18 protein-coding genes and 2 pseudogenes are annotated in these 20,987 nt (G+C 53.7%); 10 read left to right on the top strand and 10 right to left on the bottom strand.

Annotated features, from left to right (window positions below):
- Positions 1-254: pseudogene (locus A5774_RS10855) on the top strand (cation acetate symporter); the annotation flags it as partial.
- On the opposite strand, the pseudogene A5774_RS03950 reads toward A5774_RS10855, so the two are convergent.
- The 5 genes and pseudogenes from A5774_RS03950 to A5774_RS03930 all read right to left on the bottom strand — a co-directional run.
- Positions 247-786: pseudogene (locus A5774_RS03950) on the bottom strand (cation acetate symporter); the annotation flags it as partial. The pseudogenes A5774_RS10855 and A5774_RS03950 overlap by 8 nt on opposite strands.
- A 3-nt stretch (positions 787-789) precedes the next feature.
- A complete protein-coding gene (locus tag A5774_RS03945) occupies positions 790-1,131 on the bottom strand; it encodes a DUF485 domain-containing protein (RefSeq protein WP_023019797.1) in 342 nt (113 codons plus the stop codon).
- A 401-nt stretch (positions 1,132-1,532) separates the two neighbouring features.
- Positions 1,533-2,396, bottom strand: a complete 864-nt coding sequence (locus A5774_RS03940) for an aldo/keto reductase (protein ID WP_336314048.1) — start codon at positions 2,394-2,396, stop codon at positions 1,533-1,535.
- An 80-nt stretch (positions 2,397-2,476) separates the two neighbouring features.
- On the bottom strand, positions 2,477-2,845 hold the full coding sequence (locus tag A5774_RS03935) for an FKBP-type peptidyl-prolyl cis-trans isomerase (RefSeq protein WP_021352181.1): 369 nt from the start codon (positions 2,843-2,845) through the stop codon (positions 2,477-2,479).
- Positions 2,846-3,044: 199 nt separating this feature from the next.
- On the bottom strand, positions 3,045-4,340 hold the full coding sequence (locus A5774_RS03930) for a citrate synthase (RefSeq protein WP_024272653.1): 1,296 nt from the start codon (positions 4,338-4,340) through the stop codon (positions 3,045-3,047).
- A gap of 272 nt (positions 4,341-4,612) precedes the next feature.
- Between A5774_RS03930 and serC the strand changes: the two genes are divergently transcribed.
- Genes serC through A5774_RS03915 form a run of 3 tightly spaced genes read left to right on the top strand, consistent with a single transcriptional unit; the run spans position 4,613 to position 8,218 of the window.
- Entirely contained in the window at positions 4,613-5,746 is a 1,134-nt protein-coding gene (gene serC / locus A5774_RS03925) for a phosphoserine transaminase (protein WP_023019800.1), read from the top strand.
- A 36-nt stretch (positions 5,747-5,782) separates the two neighbouring features.
- Positions 5,783-7,204: a septation protein SepH gene (gene sepH, locus A5774_RS03920; protein WP_064833480.1), complete on the top strand. Its 1,422-nt coding sequence runs from the start codon at positions 5,783-5,785 to the stop codon at positions 7,202-7,204.
- 48 nt (positions 7,205-7,252) lie between these two features.
- On the top strand, positions 7,253-8,218 hold the full coding sequence (locus A5774_RS03915) for a hypothetical protein (protein WP_064833478.1): 966 nt from the start codon (positions 7,253-7,255) through the stop codon (positions 8,216-8,218).
- Positions 8,219-8,232: 14 nt separating this feature from the next.
- Here the strand turns inward: A5774_RS03915 and A5774_RS03910 are convergent, their stop codons facing one another.
- Together A5774_RS03910 and A5774_RS03905 are read right to left on the bottom strand one after the other, a co-directional pair.
- Positions 8,233-9,168, bottom strand: coding sequence for an RNA methyltransferase (locus A5774_RS03910; protein WP_064833476.1), 936 nt, complete (start codon positions 9,166-9,168; stop codon positions 8,233-8,235).
- A gap of 48 nt (positions 9,169-9,216) precedes the next feature.
- Positions 9,217-10,695, bottom strand: coding sequence for an NCS2 family permease (locus A5774_RS03905; RefSeq protein ID WP_064833474.1), 1,479 nt, complete (start codon positions 10,693-10,695; stop codon positions 9,217-9,219).
- A 308-nt stretch (positions 10,696-11,003) separates the two neighbouring features.
- Between A5774_RS03905 and A5774_RS03900 the strand changes: the two genes are divergently transcribed.
- Both A5774_RS03900 and A5774_RS03895 read left to right on the top strand, forming a co-directional pair.
- Positions 11,004-11,792, top strand: coding sequence for a glutaminyl-peptide cyclotransferase (locus A5774_RS03900; RefSeq protein WP_064833472.1), 789 nt, complete (start codon positions 11,004-11,006; stop codon positions 11,790-11,792).
- 16 nt (positions 11,793-11,808) lie between these two features.
- A complete protein-coding gene (locus tag A5774_RS03895) occupies positions 11,809-12,348 on the top strand; it encodes a DUF2771 domain-containing protein (RefSeq protein ID WP_021352190.1) in 540 nt (179 codons plus the stop codon).
- A 13-nt stretch (positions 12,349-12,361) separates the two neighbouring features.
- On the opposite strand, the gene A5774_RS03890 is transcribed toward A5774_RS03895, so the two are convergent.
- Complete coding sequence (locus A5774_RS03890) at positions 12,362-12,745, bottom strand: cold-shock protein (protein ID WP_023019806.1); 384 nt, start codon at positions 12,743-12,745, stop codon at positions 12,362-12,364.
- A 527-nt stretch (positions 12,746-13,272) separates the two neighbouring features.
- Here A5774_RS03890 and A5774_RS03885 point away from each other — a divergent pair.
- Positions 13,273-13,944, top strand: a complete 672-nt coding sequence (locus tag A5774_RS03885; protein WP_023019807.1) for a resuscitation-promoting factor Rpf1 domain-containing protein — start codon at positions 13,273-13,275, stop codon at positions 13,942-13,944.
- 183 nt (positions 13,945-14,127) lie between these two features.
- Here the strand turns inward: A5774_RS03885 and A5774_RS03880 are convergent, their stop codons facing one another.
- Positions 14,128-14,310 (bottom strand): hypothetical protein, encoded by a 183-nt coding sequence (locus A5774_RS03880; protein WP_021352193.1) that lies wholly within the window; start codon positions 14,308-14,310, stop codon positions 14,128-14,130.
- Between the two features lie 80 nt (positions 14,311-14,390).
- On the opposite strand from A5774_RS03880, the gene A5774_RS03875 reads away from it, so the two are divergent.
- The 3 genes from A5774_RS03875 to A5774_RS03865 all read left to right on the top strand — a co-directional run bounded on the left by A5774_RS03875 (position 14,391) and on the right by A5774_RS03865 (position 19,878).
- A complete protein-coding gene (locus tag A5774_RS03875) occupies positions 14,391-17,048 on the top strand; it encodes a helicase-associated domain-containing protein (RefSeq protein WP_023019809.1) in 2,658 nt (885 codons plus the stop codon).
- A 397-nt stretch (positions 17,049-17,445) separates the two neighbouring features.
- Positions 17,446-19,116 carry a DNA repair helicase XPB gene (locus A5774_RS03870; RefSeq protein ID WP_064833486.1) on the top strand — a complete coding sequence of 557 codons (1,671 nt, stop codon included), beginning with the start codon at positions 17,446-17,448 and terminating at the stop codon, positions 19,114-19,116.
- A 111-nt stretch (positions 19,117-19,227) separates the two neighbouring features.
- On the top strand, positions 19,228-19,878 hold the full coding sequence (locus tag A5774_RS03865; protein ID WP_064833484.1) for a DUF3239 domain-containing protein: 651 nt from the start codon (positions 19,228-19,230) through the stop codon (positions 19,876-19,878).
- A 21-nt stretch (positions 19,879-19,899) separates the two neighbouring features.
- On the opposite strand, the gene A5774_RS03860 is transcribed toward A5774_RS03865, so the two are convergent.
- On the bottom strand, positions 19,900-20,721 hold the full coding sequence (locus tag A5774_RS03860) for a sulfite exporter TauE/SafE family protein (RefSeq protein ID WP_064833470.1): 822 nt from the start codon (positions 20,719-20,721) through the stop codon (positions 19,900-19,902).
- Positions 20,722-20,987 lie beyond the last annotated feature (266 nt).

Raw genomic sequence — 20,987 nt, 5'->3', positions numbered from 1 at the left:
AGTTCTACTTGGTTGCGCAGATGGCTGGTGCCGGTTCACTGGTTTCGGTTCTTCTTGGACTGGATCAAAAAGTGTGGCAGTACATTACCGTCGGTATCGTCGGTGCGGTTATGACCGCATACGTGCTAATCGGCGGAATGAAGGGCACAACCTATGTGCAGATGATTAAAGCTGTTTTGCTGGTTACTGCTGTAGTTGTCATGATTATCTTGACCTTTATCGCTGCTGGTGGTGGCTTCACCACACTTTTTGATCCAGTCCAAGAAGAACCGAAACCAGTGAACCGGCACCAGCCATCTGCGCAACCAAGTAGAACAGCGAAACGAATACTGTGGCGATAGCAGCGGCCAGACGGACAGGTTTTTGCCGTAACCGGAACGAAAGTACGTCGGCCATGGTGAATCGACCCACGTTACGCATTGGTTCAGCAACCAGCAACAACGCAAACAACCATGCTACGAAGAAACCGATGGAATACAAGAATCCGTCGTAGCCATACAATGCGATTGCGCCGACAATGCCGAGGAATGACGCCGCAGATAGGTAATCACCCGAAATCGCCAAACCGTTTTGGCGTCCGGAGAACTGTCCACCACCGGTATAAAAGTCGGAAGCTTCTGAAGTGGTCTTACCAGCGCGCGTCACGATCGCCATGGTGACGATGATAAAGCCGGCAAAAACGGCAATATTGATCAACGGGTTACCCGCATCAAGGCCCTCTTCAGCTGCTGCCTGGGCTACGGTGGTCACGTTTGTACTTGCCTGTGCAAGCGAAGCGGAAAACATAGCTTAGCCCTCCATTTTCTCACGGATGGCCGACTGACGCGGCTCCAGGTTTTTATTAGCAAATTTCACATACATCCAGGTGATCATGAACGTCGTGACAAATTGGGCAATGCCAAGCACCAGCCCGATGTTGAAGCCGCCGCCAACCTCAAGGGCCATGGCTTCTGGGAAGAACGTGGCGACCACAAGGTATGCGAAAAACCACAACAGAGCGAGAATAATCGCGGGGAACGTAAACCCGCGGAAACGGGTTTTCAGATCGGCAAATTCTTCTGATTTGCTCATCGCAATAAATTCTTCAGACGTAGCTTTACGCCGGGGGTTATTGGAAGGAGCTCCTGCCATAATCTCTCCTATTACTTCTGGGCGACGTTTCCACGTCACATTCCTGTTCACTTCACTGTGAAACACTGCCCGCACATGAATACGGGCAAGACTTTGGTGCGAAGTACATGTTACCTTGCTTACAGTGACCGGAATAACTTGGCCCCCATCACAGGAAGGTTTCATGAAGGAAATTACCCCCGTTGGATATACCTACCTGCAGGAATCAATTTTCAGACCATCCCCCGTGAAGCATTCATACAGATAGACCACACCACCATGTGACCAAACTTTCTGTGACAGAGCTGAGCTCGCAGGAATGCTGCTACCCAGACTTCGCAGAATAAAAGCCGAGCTAATGTCGAAATCCCCCCCCCGGTACGCTGAAAGCTTAAAGCCCCCCGTGCCGTACACTAAAAGCTCTATGCCTGATCCGGAAACGTAGCAGGATCACCGAAGATTCGACCGAAACCGGGCATGCCCGCTAGGGCATCAATGGTTGTCGCATCTTCTGGCAGAAGCCGTAGATCGATCGCGCCAGCATTTTCTGCCAACCGTTCACGGGACGAGGCCTTTGGCACGACAGATATCTCTTTGTCCAACAGATAGCGCAGTACGACTTGGGCCACGGACGCCCCAACGCGTTCAGCAATCATTTCCAACTGTGGGTTTTGCAAGACAATACCGCGAGCTAATGGCGACCACGCTTCTACCCTGGTACCAATTTTCTGATTTGCAGCGAGCTGCTCTGGCTGATGAAAGCCTGGGTGTAATTCAATCTGATTGAGGCTGGGCGCACTGTCAGTCGCTGCAACCAACTTCTCGAGGTGTTCTGCATTGAAATTCGCGACACCTGCGGAAACTAGTTCATCAGTCTCGCTAATCTCTAAGAGCGATTCCCAGGTTTCGACGTATTTGCCACCCTGAGGGTACGGCCAATGGATTAAGAAATTATCGAGGTAGCCAACGTCCAGTCTGCGTAATGAATCGCTAAAACCTTGTTTTGCTTCTGCCTTACCGTGTTGGTCGTGCCAAAGTTTGCTGACAACATACAGTTCTTCACGAGTAACATCACCAGCTTTAATAGCATCGTTTAAAGCTCGCCCGACGGCTTCTTCATTGTCGTAAATTCGTGCGGTATCAAAATGTCGGTAGCCAAGTTCGATAGCTGTCCGCACGATTGACTCAACTTTGTCTGGAGAAATTTTATAGGTCCCCAAACCGAGTTGCGGCATGCTGGCGGAATCATTCAAATCAAAAGTCGGCATAGGCTGTGGATTAGACATAGTTCCCATAATGCCAGCGAACGCAAAAAGGCGCCGAGATCGCAACTGCGATCCCCGGCGCCTCACGCGCACCTGTTAATTTAATTTTCTTCGTTGACTGACAACAAATCGATCATGAAAACCAAAGTGCGGCCAGACAGAGGGTGCCCACCGCCTGCAGGCCCATAAGCTTTGTCTGGCGGAATGATCAGTTGGCGGCGGCCACCAACCTTCATACCAGGAATGCCTTCTTGCCACCCGGCAATCAGACCCTGCAACGGGAATTCAATGGACTGCCCACGATCCCAGGAAGAGTCGAATTCCTGGCCGGTTTCGTAATCGACTCCGACGTAGTGCACCTCAACAAAGCATCCCGGCTTTGCCTCGTGTCCGTCTCCAACAACGATGTCCTCGGAAACGAGATCACCCGGTGCTGGGCCCGAAAACTCTTGAATCTCGGGTTTTTCCATTGCCATAATTCTCCTTGCAAACTGGGAAATATCTTCTCGCTGACCGGAATAGTCAGCACTGCTCTATACAGCGGATGTGCTGATACCTTTCAACGATGGAAAGCGGCAGCCAAAAAAGCTGGACCTAGCGGAACTAGATCCAGCCTAGGCGTTTAGCAGGCGTTAGCCAGGAATGACGCGCCTGCCACACGCAGAAGGTTTAGCGCTGATCCAGTGATGGGACGTCACGACGGCTCTCACCGGTGTAAATCTGACGCGGACGGTTAATCTTCGTCTGCTCAGTCAACTGTTCACGGTACTGGGCGATCCATCCCGGCAGACGACCCATGGCAAACAGAACGGTAAAGAAGTCCGTTGGGAAGCCCATGGCGCGATAAATCAGGCCGGTGTAGAAGTCGACGTTCGGATACAGCTTACGCTCAACGAAGTAATCGTCGTTAAGAGCAATTTCCTCAAGCTTCATAGCCAAATCCAGCATTGGATCGCCGCCCAAGTGTTCCAGAATCTCATGTGCGGATTCTTTGACGATGGCCGCGCGTGGGTCGTAGTTCTTGTACACGCGGTGACCGAAGCCCATCAGGCGAACGCCCTTTTCCTTGTTCTTCACGCGGTTCATGAACTCAGTTGCATCACCATCATGGTTGTTCTGAATGTCATCCAACATCTCCAGAACGGCCTGGTTGGCACCACCGTGCAATGGGCCAGACAAAGCGTTAATACCGCCAGCGATCGAAACAAACATGTTGGCCTGCGCCGAACCAACCATACGTACGGTGGAAGTAGAACAGTTTTGCTCGTGATCAGCGTGCAGAATGAGCAGCTTATCCAGCGCCTTAGCCAAGACTGGGTCTACGTCGTACTTCTCGGTTGGGTAGCCAAACATCATGCGCAGGAAGTTCGAGGCTGGATCCAGAGAGTTATCTGGGTACATGTACGGCTTACCCTGCGAAGCCCGGTATGCATATGCGGCCAGCATAGGAACCTTAGCCAACAGGCGAATGGTAGCCTTGTCCAGCTGCTTTTCATCCAGTGGGTTCAGCTCATTTTGGTAATAGGTCGACAGAATGTTAACGGAAGATGCCAACACTGCCATTGGGTGTGCATCCCTCGGGAAGATATTGAACTGCGCCTTGAAATCCTCATCCAACAAAGTGTGGCGCAGAATATCATCATTCCAGGAATCGAGTTGCTCTTTATTCGGCAGCTCGCCCTTAATCAGCAGATAAGCAACTTCATTGAAGCTACAGTTGTTAGCCAAGTCCGCAATGTCGTAACCACGGTGGCGCAAAATTCCTTCATCACCATCAATAAAGGTGATTTTAGATTCAGTCGAACCTGTAGATACATAGCCCGGATCGTAAGTTACATACCCCGTTTCGCCGAGCATCTTCCCCAGGCTAAGACCTGAGTTGCCCTCAGTTGCTTTAACGATTGGCAGTTCGTACTCACCACCAGGGTAGTGAAGTACAGCCTTGTCATTATTGTCAGAAGCCACAATGAACCTTTCGCTAATTGGTTGAATCGCAATGTTCGATGATACGGAAAACGACTCACCTACGGTGGACACGGTCAATGTGAGCCGCATCCTGGTGACACTCATACTACCAAACTATGTGACGCCATCAACATTCTTTCCGCTCTAGTGGCCCAAAACTCCAGCCCCTACCCACGTCTGAGTTCTTCACAGCATATAGTGAATAGAGCACGCTAGATCTTGCTAGACGTGACTGAATACGCCGTCGTTATCAGGAAAGGCCATTGTTGGACATGGATTCTGCGAACCAACTCACTTTGCCCGAGCATTTAATCCCTTCTGATGGACGCTTCGGCTGTGGCCCATCCAAGGTTCAGCCACACCAGATCCAAGCCGTCGTCGACGGAGCCAACAATATTATCGGCACTTCTCACCGACAACCGGCGGTAAAGAATGTGGTTGGGAGTATCCGCGAAGGGTTAGCCAAGCTGTTCAACATCCCAGAAGGATACGAAGTCATCATGTCTGTTGGTGGCGCGACAGCCTTTTGGGATGCCGCAACCTACGGATTGATCAAGAACAAGTCTGGCCACCTAAGCTTCGGGGAGTTTTCCGCGAAGTTTGCCAAGGCATCACAGCTGGCCCCCTGGCTGGATGAGCCCACCATCATCAAAGAAGAGCCCGGCCGCGCTCCCGAGCCACAAGACATGGAAGATTGCGATGTCATCGCATGGGCGCATAACGAAACCTCTACCGGCGCAATGGTGCCCGTAACCCGGCCGGAAAATAGCGATGCACTCGTCGTCGTAGACGCCACCTCTGGCGCCGGAGGTCTCGCTGTCGACATTGCGCAAACCGACGTCTACTATTTCTCACCGCAGAAATGTTTCGCTTCCGATGGCGGGCTGTGGTGTGCCATCGTCTCCCCCGCCGCGATCGAACGCATCAAGGAAATCAAAGAATCTGGGCGCTTCATCCCCGCATTTTTGGACTTGCAGACAGCTGTCGATAATTCACGGAAAAACCAAACCTACAACACACCGGCTGTCGCCACGCTGCTCATGCTTGATGCACAGATCAAATGGATGAACGCCAACGGTGGTTTAGCTGGCATGGTAAATCGCACCCAAGAATCTGCGCGAATTCTGTATGACTGGGCAACCCAGCGAAAAGAAACCACCCCGTTCGTTGGCGAAGAAGATGCCCGCTCTCTCGTCGTCGGCACGATCGATTTCGATGACTCCGTTGACGCAGCACAACTGGCAAAAAATTTGCGCAACAACGGCATCGTGGATGTGGAGCCATACCGCAAACTTGGACGAAACCAACTGCGCGTCGGCATGTTCCCGGCAATTGAGCCCGGCGACATCTCTGTCCTCACCCGCGCTATCGATTATATTCTCGATAACGGTAGTGAGAACCGGTAGGATTCTCTGCAGCTACTGCACACTAAGGAGTCAGGTATGCACCAGTTAGCATTCAAAGGCCACGACCCGCGTGCCTCTGTTTTGTACTTAAGCGACGAGTCTGGTCAGAGTTTCGAGCTTCCAGTCAGCGATGAGTTGCTACGTGCTTTAGGCGTACATAAAACACAATCGCAAGCTGCTGGTGCATCTGATTCCGCTGGTTCTTCTGTAACGATTATCGACCAAACAGACCCAACCGCCTCTAACGCGCAAAACGAACGCTCGCAGGACAACGCGACAACCGGGCGCAACACGACAACCGGGCAAGGGCAAAATGACGAGCAACCAGCACCAGCAGAAAACGATACTGCCAACAACGCCGGTGCTGGTGCCGGTGCCGACGCTGGTGCTGCAAACCTAACCGCGGTTCCTGACACCGCAGAGCAGCAAGATTCTGCCGCGCAAAACAGCCACGAAAGCCAGCAACATGCCAATTCGACCCCGGGCCAGGGACAATCGAAGCCGCAGGTGCCGCACGTGGTTCCCACTGGTTCTTCAGCTGGCAGTGGCATGCCCGACCGTGACCGTTCCCGCAACCAACCAATGTCGATGCGCCCGAATCAAATCCAACAGCGCATTCGTGCCGGTGCCAGTGCACAAGAACTTGCCGACGAAATGGGCGTAGACATATCCCGCGTAGAACCTTTCGCACATCCGGTAGTTCTAGAACGCGAACGTATCGCAGAACTCGCCAAACAAGCCCACCCAGTACGCGACGGCGGCCCGGATCGTCTTAGCCTGTGGGAGGTCCTGGCCACTGCTTTCGCCGCACGCGGACATTCGCTGGCAGACTCCCACTGGGACGCGCACCGAAGCGTAAACGGTGAGCCATGGACAATCGAAGTCACCTGGACAGCTGGGTTATCGCAGAATTCCGCGCAATGGTTGTTCCACCGCCACCCTACTTCGGCAGACACCGTCGAACCCCGCAACTCTGTAGCCGCAGATTTAGTGGACCCGGACTTTATCCAACCGGTGCGTTCAGTGACTTCCTTAACGCGTACACAGCGGGTAGACGAGAATGCCCGCGATGCCTTTAACGCAGGATTCGACGGCATCATCTCCGGTGATCCTCTCGAGGACGATGAATTAGCTGCACACAAAAAACGCAAGCGCGGATCCTCACATCCACTGCAGACCGCAGATACCTCCCGCAACGCTGTGGAAAATTCGGCAGACGACGAGGACAACAAAGACACCCGCGACGACATTCCCGTCGTCACTGATACCACCGATAAGCCCCGTGAAGATTCCAAACGCGCTACCTCTGCTAAAGAGACCAAAGAAACAGAGGGCGAGGAATTCTTGCAACATCCTGAAACAGACACGCCGAAAAAACGCCGTCGCAAAGCAACAACCCCGCATTGGGAAGATGTATTGCTCGGCGTACGTGCCAACACCAAACGACCACGCCGCTAATCACGCTCAGCGTTGACTCATTAACTTTTGCACCGAAGGTGACCCCCAATGACACAGTATGAGCCCCGCCATCCAGGCACTCCGGATCCTCTTTCTGATGGTTCGCAACCGGAAGACCGCTCCGCCGTCGTCACCATTTGGTTTCTCGATACCGCGGAGCAACCTGGGGATATTCTTTCGCATTGCCCCGTTGCCGACCGAGGTTTTGGCAGAAAGTACCTCGCGCAGATGTATCCATCTGCACCGATTACGCTGCTTGGACAATTTCCGCTGAACCGTTCAGCACAAGTATCTGCCGAGGAATTTTATATCGGTGCCTACCCCGGAATCACGGTAGTGCAAACGATCATTGATGACGCATTACAGCTGTCTCAGTTATCCCCCCAGCTGCGCGCTTCCTTACCAGCTTCCGACATCTACGCGTTTGCTTTTAACAGCGAAACCGGTTTCGGTGGCATCGCACACTGGCACGACGGCGAGCTCTACCGCAGTCTCACTGCCACCCGTTACGCAACTTTCGAAAACGAAGGCCTGCCTGACGGCTTCGAAGCGCCCCTGTGGGCTGGACAGCGCAGCCCACAGTTAGGCGGCATCGCCTTGCCTTTTGCCCCAGAAGATTTACTTGCCGACGCACACAAGGCCTGGCTGGGTGTGGATTTTTCTTCCGAAGGGCCAGATATTGACGTGGTCGGATTCGCATTGGACGGCCGCCCAGAACCAAAATTTGCCCGAGGCCATCACGGAGGCGCACACTCCCTATCTGCTACAAAACCGAGTGTTCGCAAAAACAAAGGATCTACCGCTGGCGCAGAAAGCTCGAGCACGCAGAACTACGATGACTACGAAGATCACGCAGCACAAAATGCGCAGTCTTCCATCACCGGCACATTTATGACTGGTGCGACAACCACCGCGCGCATCGTCGGCAAGCTAACGAAAGCTGCGGCAAAGCAAACACAGACCGGTTGGGCTAAGCTCCGGGAGCAATTGCGCCACCTCGACCGCGATTCCTGATTCAAAAACCATAGTTAACCGCGCCAGCGCTCGTAGAGACAGCAGGCTGCAGTCACCGCAACATTGAGTGAATCAGCCCCTGCAGCCATCGGAATAACCGCGCAAGCATCGGCGGCGTTCATTGCATGCGGAGTCAGTCCAGGACCTTCCGCTCCAAGCAACAGCGCCACTTTTTCACGCCTGTTACCGCTGGGTCCCACTAATGCATCACGTAATTGCACTGCCTGCGCCCCCGGACTCAACGCAGTGACATAAAACCCTTGATTACGCAGATCAATTAAACCATGATGCCAGTTACTGAAACCACCTGGTATACGCACGCTGGGAACTCGCAGCGCTTGCCCCATGGATACCCGAATTACGCGACGATCCCAGAGGTCACCACAACCCGCACCAAAAACTAACGCATCTGCTCCTAATGAGGCAGCAGAGCGATAAATCGCGCCGATATTGTCTGGATCGCCAACACCTTCTAACACCACGATAGTGCGGGCAGGCGCGAGAATCTCTTCTGCCGATTTTGTGCCCAGTTCTACGCTGTCCGGTCGCAGCGCAACTGCCAGCAATCCACGGTGCAGCTCGAAGCCAACAACATCGCGCAGTAATACTGCCGGTAATTCATAAACCGGAATGCCTAACTGCGCAATTCTGCTCCACTGCTCCGGATAATCAGTGGCGAATTTCTGTAGTTTTTCGGCACGCCCGAAAATAGCGGCCGGGGTCACCGCTGAATCGGTACCGCACATCCGAGCAATTGGGAGCGCGCCGTCGGCAAGAATTACCGACGGCCGGGATGCCGGAATATAGTCGCCAGATGAATCAATCTCCAACCGGGGCTGGCGGTCCGGGCGCAGGCGCGGATGGTTGAGCTGGCGGATGTCAGCTAAACGAGGATCGTCTACTTGCGCGTCGGCAAGCGTTATCACCTGCGGGGCTTGGGGTTCCAACATAAACAGATGGTACCTCGCAACAGCGTCCTGCAGGGTTCGTATTAAGCGCTAGCCGACGATGGCGCGCAATGGTTCGATTGCAAAAAAGACCACAAATAGCCCGGACAGCAGCCACATGATCCAGTGAGTTTTCTGCGCTTTACCTGCAAATAAGCTCATCATCGTAAAGGCTATGACACCAACACCGATGCCGTTGACAATGGAATACGTAAATGGCATCACGAGGATCGTCAAGAACGAAGGCAGCGCAATATGGAATTTGTCCCAATCAATGTCCTTCACCTGCCCCATCATCAACACACCAACGACAACGAGGACTGGCGCAGCAGCCTCCATTGGCACAATCTCATACAGCGGAGTCAAAAACATCGCGGCCAAAAACAGCAAACCGGTGACAACATTAGCCAAGCCAGTACGCGCACCATCAGCAACACCGGCGGCAGAATCAGCATAAACCGTATTCGACGACGACGAAGTCGCGCCACCAAGCACGGCACCAAAGCCTTCAACTACCAAAGCCTTTTTCAGATTCGGCAGGTTACCTGCATCATCAACGAGTTTGCCTTGTTTGCCCAGTGCAGTCATGGTTCCCATTGCATCGAAGAAATTTGCCAGCACTAGGGCGAATACCAGCAGCGTAGCGGCCAGCGCGCCTACTTCCGTAAACGCTCCGACTAGATCAATAGCGCCCACCAAAGATAAATCAGGCATACCACCCAACGAATCCGGGACGGCAGGGACCGCAAGATTCCAGCCAGTGGGGTGCGACTCTCCTGCATCATCCACCGATGGCCCCGCTTCAGCGATGGCCTCAACGATCACGGCAATAACGGTGGTGGCGACGATGCCGATAAACAAGCCACCACGAATTCCGCGGACCATCATAAAGCCACAGATCAGCAGACCAATGATGAAAACTAAGGTGGGCCAACTAGCGATGGACCCGTCAATGCCGAGCTGCACCGGAACGGTGGTGCCAGCAGCATCCGGAATACGGCGCACGAAACCGGCATCCACCATGCCGATCATGGTGATGAACAAACCAATGCCCACACCAATTGCCGATTTCATAGCAGCGGGAATGGCATGGAATACGGCTTCGCGGAAGCCTGTAACCGCCAAAATAACAATGATGATTCCGTCGATAACCACTAAGCCCATTGCTTGTGGCCAGGTGAGACCTTCTCCCATCACCAGGGTGACAGCAACCAAAGTGTTGATGCCTAGCCCCGCGGCGAACCCGAACGGATACTTCGCAATGATACCGAACAGGATCGTCATCACACCCGCGGCCAATGCGGTAACTGCAGCTACCTGTGGAATGCCGAGGACATTGCCCTCCACATCTTCGGTAGTCCCCAAAATCAGTGGATTCAAAATAATGATGTAGGCCATCGCGAAGAAGGTCACGACCCCGGCGCGAATTTCGCCTGGGACCGTGGAGCCACGTTCGCTGATGTGGAAATAACGATCCAGGAACCCACGCTCAGTCTGCGCATTAGCTGTATTGGCTGTGGATTGCCCCATCGCGTTGTGCTGGTTCTTACCTGCTGCAGTATCTGCGTTCTGACCTGTAGCAGAGTGCGCTGGTTGTGAAGGCGGTCTTGTCATGTCCCCCATTATGAACCACATACGGCACAATAAACGACATGGGTCCCCTTAGGATATTTACAGCTGACGCCCAGCGTGGTCAGCACCGGAAAATATTTTCACGGCACCGACGCTCCGCGGTGGCACTAAGCATTACTGCAATCATGTTGGCAGCAAGCTGCAGTACCTCCGATGACAGCCCTAGAAACCAAACCAAGAAAACCTCTGGAGAGACATCCCCCGCGGTGACGACTGCAAACCAGCCGTCCCAGGAGTCAATTCTCCAAGATTCACTAGCTGCTAGCTCGATAGAGCGTTTGGTCCCCCAAGTCTTTGCCGTCTACCCATTTTCCACCGAATCCTTTACACAAGGTTTAGAATTCGACGACAACGGTTCCTTATTAGTAGGCACCGGACAATGGGGGCAATCGCGTATTTATCGTGCCGACTTAGCCTCACATGAGATCACCGAACAAGCTGAGCTTGCCGACGAATTTTTCGGCGAGGGCATAACTACTACTCACAGTGGAAATTCTATTTGGCAGTTAACCTGGCAGGCTGGTGAGGCAATTCAGCGCGATCCACAAACTTTGCAAGAAATTGGACGCGCCCAATATGACGGCGAGGGCTGGGGCATCTGTGCGCGCGAAGGAGAGCTACTGGTTTCCGATGGCTCGAATACCATTACCAAGCGGGATCCGGAAACTTTTGAACCGCTGATCGGAAGAGAGTTACGTGTAACTGCCGGTGGTGTTCCCGTCGGCAAGATTAATGAGTTGGAATGCGTAGGTGATTCCGTCTACGCGAATATATTTTTGTCTGATGAGATCATTCGGTTTTCGGCGGATACAGGCGAAGTTGATGCGGTGATTGATGCTTCCGAGCTAGACAACAATGCAGCCCCAGACCCTAATCACGTACTCAACGGAATTGCTTTCCACGAAAAGAGTAGCCATTTCTTTCTGGCTGGTAAGCGGTGGCCGGATTTATATGAGGTTGAGTTTGTGCCCGTTGCACAAAACCCACACCAGTGAAAAGTAAACTTGGGGCATGGCTACCCGTAAAGAAGCGAAGCGAAAATCGCTGATCCAGGTGTTGGTACTCATCGTCGCGGTCGTGGTGGTCGCGGTTGCTGCGTTAGTTTTCCAAAATTGGTGGAAGAACCGACCAAGCGCAGATCCGCATGAGATCACGCTCCATGCCAGCGTCGGTGATCGTGAGGCTGAAATTAGCCCGTATCTGGTCTGCGAATTAGGTGAAGAATGCCCAGAGGGGCAGGTCGACGAGCTGCTTGTCGACGCAAATGAAACCCTGCACATCGACATTCCGGAGGAAGTTTATAGCTCGGACTGGCGGGTACTGCGCATCTACGATGACCCCACCGCCAACGATCAAATTTTTCACGGCGCCTATGACACCGATTCCGTAGAAATTCCCGGCACGTCCGAAGACGCCCGCCTACTCGTCGTGGAAATTTCTACGGTTCTAGTTGGCACCGATGATGCCGGCGAAGAGACCCCATATTCGGTTGTCTGGTCAATCTCCACGCTGGATGAAGAAGCAGCACAAAAACCAGCACCGGAGCAGTAGGCTGTGGGGGCTGTTAAGCGTCCAGATCCTTTGCAATAGCACGCAAGATCTCCGAAACCTGACGCCCAGTCTTGCGGTCGGGGTAGCGGCCATCTTCCAAAGCCGGCTGCACCTGGCTTTCCAGCACCGTCATGACATCAGAAACCAGCGAGTGTAGTTCTTCCGGTTTGCGAGCGATACCAGCTTTGCGCCGTGGATTGTCGAGTACTTTTACGCGGAGCGCTTGTGGCCCCCTCCGGCCGGCTGCGAAGTCGAATTCAATGCGCTGCCCTGGCAGAAGTTCATCGACGCCATTAGGAAGCACGTTCTTGCCGACGAAAACATCGTCTTCACCTGGGTTAGAAGCAAACCCGAACCCCTTTTTTGCGTCGTACCATTTCACTTTTCCGATCGGCACGATCGTCACCACCTTCACAGTTGTTGTGTTGTTTACCGTTGTTGCGCGTTCACGCCGCCTGCATGTTCAGGTTCTAAAATTTCTCCATGCGCCAGCTAGTGAGCGTAAAGGCTCCATTATATCCGGCATGCTTTTAGCCCACCAACCTTTTGCCAAGGTGATCTTGCCCGCAGGTTACAGGTCTGTGATAACGACAAGCCGTCAAAGACAACCCGCAAGGGCACCCAAGCAGCAAAACACTATGGGATACTTCACACACATTCATTACCTGCAGCTTTCAGGCGATTCAATTAACTTTCACCACATGTTTCACGATCTCGTGTCCATATTTGCGCCAAAGCGTGACACATTCGTTATAAATCGCTAGGCTTTCTAAGCAGGCACACGGTCACCATCGCGCACCTGCCACAAACAAGACCGCACTACAAACCCGAACAGGGCGCGACACGACCGGTACGATCAGTGCAACACGATCAGTGCAACAATCGTTACACCCGGGTTTAGTATGCGGCACAAGGAGAAATCCAATGGGACGCCACAGCAACGTAAAGAACAAGCGCATGACCAAACTTGCAGCAGCCACCGCCGCAGTTGGCGCTTCCGCTGCACTGTTCAGCCCAGCTGCCAACGCTGCCCCAATCTCAGACTGGGATCGTTTGGCCGAGTGTGAGGCCAACGGCAACTGGTCCATCAACACAGGAAACGGTTTCTCCGGTGGCCTGCAGTTCACCAATTCCACCTGGCACGCATTCGGCGGTGGACAGTTCGCCCCCGCTGCGCACCAGGCCACAAAATCCCAGCAAATCTGGGTCGCAGAGCGCACCTTGGCTGGACAAGGCTGGGGAGCATGGCCAGCGTGCTCAGCCAAGCTCGGTCTGAACTCTGCTCCTAACTTGGACCGCGCACCAAACGGTGCTGCGGCAGCTCCTGCACCGGCACCAGCTCAGCCGGCACAGTACGCTGGCCAGCGCGCAGCCGCTGCCCCAACTGGGGGCAATGAATTCCAAGCTATCGATGACCTCTACCAGCGCATCGAAGCCGCTTTGGCCAACTACGGCTTGGCAATTCCTGCACCAATTGCAGACGCTTACCAACACGCATTAGCACAGGCTAAAGGCGCTATCGCTGGCGCCCCAAGCCTGGAGTCTTTCTACCAAGCTAACGCCGGAGCCATCGATTCCATCCTGAACCTGCGCTAGCCCCCCCCCCAAAAAAAACGCGAAGATTTGGCCACAGCCGCCATTTGGCTGCTTGGCCTACGCCATAACGACAGCGATAGATGAAGACCGTCAGTCCTAGCGAAGTTAGGACTGACGGTCTTTGCCATCTATAAACTGGCACAGCTGCGAGCACACAATGTAGGCGCGAACCGTGCTGACTAATTATTTGTTAATGCGCGTATACGGGTGCACGTAGTTCAACTTTTCGGCAGGAATCGGCAGCACCAGATCATCGCCGAATGGGCTGGAAGCGCCGGTCAATTTCGAATGTAACTCAGTGACCGGGTGATCACCGTCTTCCAGGTGAGTCGGCCATGCGGGGTTGATTTTTTCTACGTTTGCCATAAACCTCATTGTGCCAAAAATTCCCGCAAAAAGTAAGCGGGACCCCCGCAGCACTTAGCGGAGTAAAATCTAGCAGTACTATGGCTGATCACCCAATCACTCACTCGCCTGCGCCGCTTATCGAACAATGGCTACGCACCCGGACAAAATCCCAGCTCACCAAAGTTTTACAAGCCCGCTCCGATACCGCGATACCGCAGCCAAACGATCTGCACACACTAGCCCACAGGCTACTACTCCCGGCATCGTTAGCGCGAGCACTCGAGCAGTGTAACTCCATTGAGCTAGCGGTCATCGAAGCGCTCCTAGCAGCCGGGGCACATACGAAACCGGTAACGCACACGAAGTTAGTCGCGGAGCTAGCAGACACCCAGCTACGCCATGCCCACCAGAAACAGCTATCGCTTGCCGACGCTTCTGCTCCCGATACACGCAGCAGCGCTGGCGTCGACAAGCCGGCCCAGAACAGCGAAGACACAGGTCCCGACCTACTCTCACAAGTACTACTGCACTTGCACGACCGCGCGCTGGTATTTCCCTATCCGGTGGCAAAGAACAGCTCTGCCGCAGATACAGATGGCACAACGCAGCAACTGTGGGTGCCCGCACGCATAAACACGCTGTTAAACCAGCGTGATCGTTTATTGCACCAGCCATCGTTGCCCAGCGACGTCGTCGACAAGCTACCTGCGAAACATCAAGAAATCCTGCGTCGCATCCACGCTGGTGGCGGTCTCGGTACCACGAAGCACGCGCAAAGCACCGATCCGGAACACCCGATCACGCAAATGATCAGTGCCGGAGTACTCCGCGTGGTCGCCGACTCCACCGTCTCACTACCACTCACAGTGAATCGGATCCTCAGCGGTTTGCCAGCCACCGATCTGCAGTTGTTGCCTTCCTCACGAATCTCTTCCCGCTTATGGGATGACGACGCTGCTTGTCTTGCGCATTATCTTTCCGGACCCAAGCCAAATTTCTCCGAGTCCGCACAGGACAGCACAGATTCCAGCGCCACCGCAGCCGGATTGGAAGCTTGCCGGGCAGTCTCCAGCTTGCTTGAGTACTTGGGCACAAGCCCAGTACCCATGCTGAAAAACGGTGGTCTCGGGCAACGCAGCAGCAAACTGCTTGCGCAGCAGCTAGACTTCACGACCGCCAATGTCTATCGTGCGGTCGCGCTCGCCTACAGCGCCGGATTGCTCGGCACGGGAGAGCCGAAACCATTGCCTACCGCAGGTGAAGGCAATTACTTAGCCCCCACCCGCCGCGCCGATGACTGGCAGGAATCTGATTTAGCAACCAGATGGGCAATGTTGTTGCGCGGGTGGATCAACTCACCTTGGGCATGGTGGGGTTTACTACCGGATACCAGCAGCACAACCGCGCAATCATCCCGTGCAGACGGCCATCATAGGCTGTTGCACCCGGAATTTAGTCAACATCGCCTAGCGTTTTCTCGTCGACTTGTTTTACAAGGCCTTGTACGCAGCAGTGCCCAGGGATCCGTGAGCGAACCGGAACTGTGGCAGGATCTACTATTTCTCTACCCCAAGTTGATCACCCCGCACTCCCAGGTACACCTCACCCCGTTGCTACGGGAAGCAGAATGGGTCGGTGCCATCAGTAATGGCCGCCTGAGTCGCCCCGCGGTGGCTCTGCTTGCCGACGACTACGCCGAGAACAGCGCCCCCTCAGCTGCACAGCTAGACCCCCAGGACCAGAAAACTTCCGGTACGAAAGATCCCGACGATGCGGTAGTGGTTGCAACCCGCGAGCTCTGCCCGACGGCGATAAGTGAATTCATCGTACAAGCTGATTTCACGATCATGTGTCCCGGGCCGCTGGAGAATGCGGTGCGCACTGAACTGGAACTGATCGCAGATCTGGAATCGCCAGGCTTAGCCAGTCTGTATCGGATAGCAGAATCATCCATACGCCGCGGACTGGATGCGGGGCGCTCTGGCAAACAAATAATTAATTTTTTGCATGCCCACAGCTTGACGACAGTGCCAGATTCCATAATCTCGGTGATTCATGAACTTGCCCGCCATCATGGTGGTTTACGCACTGGTCCCGCAGTGTCTTACCTACGCTGTGAAGATCCGGAAACGCTAGACCTGCTAGAGCATTCCGCGGTTGCTGCAGAAATTGCCGTCCATCGCATTGCTCCTACCGTGCTGATTTCACAAAGACCAGTGGCATCAGTCGTGCAGCTGCTATCAGAGCACAGTTTTTACGCGATAGCAGAGGACAGCAACGGACATGGAGTCGACATCCGGAACAGCCCCGCTCGGGTGCCACAGCCACGCATTAAGGCGGCATCGGCTCCACGCGCGGATGCTACACGGATTGCTAGTCTCGTCGACAAGCTGCGGACAGGAGACGGTGGTGCTTCTGCAACTTCTTCCGCCGACGAAACCACGTCCGCTTCTTCGAAATCCCTCCAAGGATCAACGGAATCAAGCACATCACCCACAGAAGAGCCGGTGGCACCAACACCGATGAGCCCGATGTCTGCCACTTCGACCGCGGAAATCAGCAATACGGTGGAGTTTGCTCAACGCAGCGGCCGAACTGTCACGGTTGGCTACGCCAATAAATCCGGACAGCGTCAACAAGTCCGAGCCACTGTATTGTCAATTTTTGGCGGCAACGTCGATATCAGCGTCGCCGAGGACGGGGCCGTGCGACGGATCCCGTTACACCGGATCGTCGATATCGCTAGCTCGGACTAGTTGGTTCCGGAATAACTGCTCACGGACTAAGCTCCAGAACAGCACTGCTAAAGTCACCGAGCTTGCGCCCGAAGAACAAGAAAAATTAAGCCACCAAGATAGAGACTTTGTCATATCCGCACTCGGCGCAGCCCTGTGCTGGATCGGCAAACCCTACGTGGTGGCAGCGTTGGCACTCGACAACTGCATCGAACACTCCTGGCATTGTTTTCCTCCCTCAGACTATGCACTGCTACTCGCATCGAACTTTTACTACGGCTTGGTTGCACATTAACCCGTGCGTAACGGTGATGCTAGTTGCCAGTCTATTAGAAACCATCTGATCCGCCGCAGCCCAGCACTTCTCGCAGGCTAGTACCATAGAAAAGACTGTATGTTCGAGAAAGGAGCAACATTCGTGTCTTTTGGCGATGGCCCGTTGATCGTGCAATCAGATAAAACTTGTTTGCTTGAAATTTCCCACCCGCAAGCAGATGCCGCACGGGCTGCGCTCTCGCCTTTTGCGGAATTAGAGAAAGCTCCCGAACATGTACATACCTACCGAATTACCCCCTTGGCTTTGTGGAATGCGCGTGCCGCCGGCTTTGATGCTGAGCAGGTAGTCGATGTGCTGGAAACTTACTCAAAATTTCCGGTTCCGCAATCACTGCTGGTTGATACCGCTGAAACGATGTCGCGCTATGGTCGCTTACGGCTACAAAATCACCCCACCCAGGGGCTCATTCTAGAAACCACCGAGCGAACCGTACTCGAAGAGGTCTCCCGGCACCGCACCATTGCCGGAATGCTCGGAGCGCGCATTGATGATGACACGTTTTCAGTCCCACCTTCAGAGCGTGGACGGCTCAAACAAGAATTACTGAAAGTCGGCTGGCCCGTCGAGGATCTTGCGGGTTACGTGGACGGCGAAGCACACCCAATTTCTTTATCCACAGAAACCGTCGACTGGCAACTGCGTGATTACCAGAGTTACGCCACCGAATCATTCTGGGAAGGCGGATCAGGCATAGTGGTACTGCCATGTGGCGCAGGGAAAACGATGGTAGGCGCGGCAACAATGGCGAAAGCCCAGGCGACGACTTTAATTCTAGTAACCAGCACGATCGCTGGGCGCCAGTGGCGCGATGAGCTTATCCGGCGTACCAGCCTGCAGCCCGCAGAAATCGGCGAGTATTCAGGCGAAAAGAAGGAAATCAAGCCGGTTACTATCGCCACGTATCAGGTGGTCACCCGCAAGACGAAGGGCGAATATCGTGCACTAGAGTTATTTGATTCGCGGGATTGGGGATTAATCATCTATGACGAAGTACATCTGCTACCAGCACCGGTATTCCGAATGTCTGCGGACCTACAATCAAGGCGGCGTTTAGGACTAACAGCAACCTTAATCCGGGAGGACGGCCGCGAAGGCGATGTCTTCTCATTAATCGGACCCAAGCGGTACGACGCCCCGTGGAAAGAATTAGAATCACAGGGTTTTATTGCCACCGCAGAGTGCATCGAAGTCCGCGCGGATATGCCGAGTAGCGAAAAAATGGAGTATGCGACTGCCTCGTCGAAAGACCGCTACCGCCTGGCAGCTTGCTCGCAGGTAAAACTCGAGGTCGTCGACAAGATCCTCAACAAACATTCCGGCAAGCAGACTTTATTGATTGGTGCATACCTTGATCAATTACAAACCCTCGCTCGACGCACCGGAGCCCCACTCATTGATGGGCGAACGTCTGCGGCTAAACGAGAAAAACTATTTGCGCAATTCCGCACGGGTGAAATTACAACCTTGGTGGTATCAAAGGTAGCGAATTTTTCAATCGATCTGCCGGACACCGCCGTCGTTGTCCAGGTGTCGGGTACGTTTGGTTCCCGGCAAGAGGAAGCCCAACGGCTAGGCAGGTTGTTGCGGCCGAAATCTACCGGCGAAATTGCATATTTTTACACGGTGGTCACCCGAGATACTGTCGATGCAACTTTCGCGCTGCACCGGCAGCGATTCTTAGCTGAACAGGGCTATGCCTACAGGTTAGTCGACGCAGACGACATTCCAAGCTTAGGAATGCTGGAAGATTAAGGCAGTTTCTAGCCCAACTGCAGCTATAAATTTATTTACCCCTCCGCACACCTGACGGCACAAGCCAGTCCGTCCTCCAAAGACGATTATTTTAAGGAGTAAGCCATGAAAATGAAGGTATTCAAATTCGACGTCGACGAGGCTTTCGCGAAACAGCATAACGAAATGTTGCGGGATTCGCGGCGGCTATTGGTATCTGGGTTGTTGCTCGGCGGAATACTGCTCATCGCTGGAATCCTCGTTGCGGTATTCGTGCAACCTATATGGAGCATTACTGTGGGGCTCGGTTTAGGCTTATTCGGCATAATGATGGCGATAGTCGGCGTCGCAGGCTCGAGAAAGGTAGGCACAGCACAGCAGCTGTATGACCGTTACCCATTAGCACCGGCGGTAATCGCAAAAGTCAATGAGAGAGACATGGTGATCATGGCGCTGGTGAATTCAGCCACCGATCCGAATGCGGAACCACGCCCCGCGCTGGCGCTACGGACAGTCTCCAATATTCCCGGTCTTGAGCACAAAAAGAAGGGCGCGCAGATTCCGGTCGCAGCAGTCACGGGGCGTTTGCAACGTAATTCTTCAGGTCCGGATACTTGGGCACAGATTAGCCCGATGCCTATTGCTTGGGGCACACCGGACCCGGAGGTGGTACGTGTCGCGAGAACCTCGATCCCACATGAACAATGGGCAAAACTGCAAAAAAATATCGAGAGGCTAGAAGACGTGCAGAAAACGCGGATGGATTTATTGCACCTGGATTAAGCGGGCGCAACGGTCAAGAACCTAAATAAACTGACGGACCAACGCGACAACGGCCACAAGCACAATAACGCCTTTGAGAACGCGATTAGAAACTTTCTTAGCGATCCGTGCCCCGAGTAACCCACCGGCTAAGCCGCCGATCGCCAGAATCAATACACCAAACCAAAGAACGTCAGCACCAAAAAATACAAAAGCTGCGAAATAGACTAAGGCCGCGGTGACATTGACGATCATCGATAGCAGATTTTTCGCTGCATTTACGTCTTTAAAGGAGCGTCCGGTGCCAACACCTAAGATTGCCATGTAGATGATGCCTTGCGCGGCTGTGAAGAAACCGCCATACATCGCTGCTAAACCCATGGGGGCTATTAAGGCGGGTTTGCGGTACTGCGTACCTATGGGTTCGTACAGTGGCGGAATGTTTGTGTTTTGGCGACTGCTATGACTGGATCTGTTTTTCCACTGGGAAAGACCCCGTACGATGTGCGGTTGGAATATGACTAGGATTAGCGCAAAGATAATTAAAATTGGAATCACAAAGTCAAGGGCTCGCGCAGAAGCACCTAAGAGCAGCAACGAGCCAATGGCGGAAAAGAGCACAGTCGCGATGATCATCGGTGCTAGGTAAGGGAATTCACGCGCAATCTCACGGCGAAATCCATATACCGTCCCGAAGGATGCAAACATCATTCCAATAGTGTTGGTGCGAACTGCTACTCCGGGTGGAATTCCTAACGCGAGCAATACGGGGAGGGTAAGGAGCGAACCGGATCCAACAGCAGAATTAATGATGCCTGCGAGTACGCCCATGACAAGCAGAAGAATTCCAGATAGTGGGTCCACGGTAACTCCTAGTTGTGAGAGCTGTTATAGTCTGTGGTTTGTTTGAGAATACCTGATACAGACTCTAGAGACATACAGCAACTCAGCTAGCACACCGCGAAATATATCTTCAACAAAATGGGTCTGGATATGTTTGTGGCCCGTGGTTGAATGCACCACCAGGGTGCACCCAACCACGGGCCAAACAACCAAACATGAAATTATATAGTGTCGGCAGCAACCTACTCTCCCACACCCTCCCGAGTGCAGTACCATCAGCGCGACGC

The organism is Corynebacterium sp. EPI-003-04-2554_SCH2473622 (assembly GCF_001665955.1).
Lineage (GTDB): Bacteria > Actinomycetota > Actinomycetes > Mycobacteriales > Mycobacteriaceae > Corynebacterium > Corynebacterium pseudodiphtheriticum.
Note: the sequence above shows the minus strand (reverse complement) of the source record. Positions and strands in the feature narration are given on the sequence as shown.

What these genes read in the sequence shown, in the direction of transcription:
- A5774_RS03945 (WP_023019797.1), bottom strand. Translation starts at nt 1,131, where the DNA reads ATGGCAGGAGCTCCTTCCAATAACCCCCGGCGTAAAGCTACGTCTGAA.
- A5774_RS03940 (WP_336314048.1), bottom strand. Translation starts at nt 2,396, where the DNA reads ATGTCTAATCCACAGCCTATGCCGACTTTTGATTTGAATGATTCCGCC.
- A5774_RS03935 (WP_021352181.1), bottom strand. Translation starts at nt 2,845, where the DNA reads ATGGAAAAACCCGAGATTCAAGAGTTTTCGGGCCCAGCACCGGGTGAT.
- serC (WP_023019800.1), top strand. Translation starts at nt 4,613, where the DNA reads ATGGATTCTGCGAACCAACTCACTTTGCCCGAGCATTTAATCCCTTCT.
- sepH (WP_064833480.1), top strand. Translation starts at nt 5,783, where the DNA reads ATGCACCAGTTAGCATTCAAAGGCCACGACCCGCGTGCCTCTGTTTTG.
- A5774_RS03915 (WP_064833478.1), top strand. Translation starts at nt 7,253, where the DNA reads ATGACACAGTATGAGCCCCGCCATCCAGGCACTCCGGATCCTCTTTCT.
- A5774_RS03910 (WP_064833476.1), bottom strand. Translation starts at nt 9,168, where the DNA reads ATGTTGGAACCCCAAGCCCCGCAGGTGATAACGCTTGCCGACGCGCAA.
- A5774_RS03905 (WP_064833474.1), bottom strand. Translation starts at nt 10,695, where the DNA reads ATGGGGCAATCCACAGCCAATACAGCTAATGCGCAGACTGAGCGTGGG.
- A5774_RS03895 (WP_021352190.1), top strand. Translation starts at nt 11,809, where the DNA reads ATGGCTACCCGTAAAGAAGCGAAGCGAAAATCGCTGATCCAGGTGTTG.
- A5774_RS03885 (WP_023019807.1), top strand. Translation starts at nt 13,273, where the DNA reads ATGGGACGCCACAGCAACGTAAAGAACAAGCGCATGACCAAACTTGCA.
- A5774_RS03880 (WP_021352193.1), bottom strand. Translation starts at nt 14,310, where the DNA reads ATGGCAAACGTAGAAAAAATCAACCCCGCATGGCCGACTCACCTGGAA.
- A5774_RS03875 (WP_023019809.1), top strand. Translation starts at nt 14,391, where the DNA reads ATGGCTGATCACCCAATCACTCACTCGCCTGCGCCGCTTATCGAACAA.
- A5774_RS03865 (WP_064833484.1), top strand. Translation starts at nt 19,228, where the DNA reads ATGAAGGTATTCAAATTCGACGTCGACGAGGCTTTCGCGAAACAGCAT.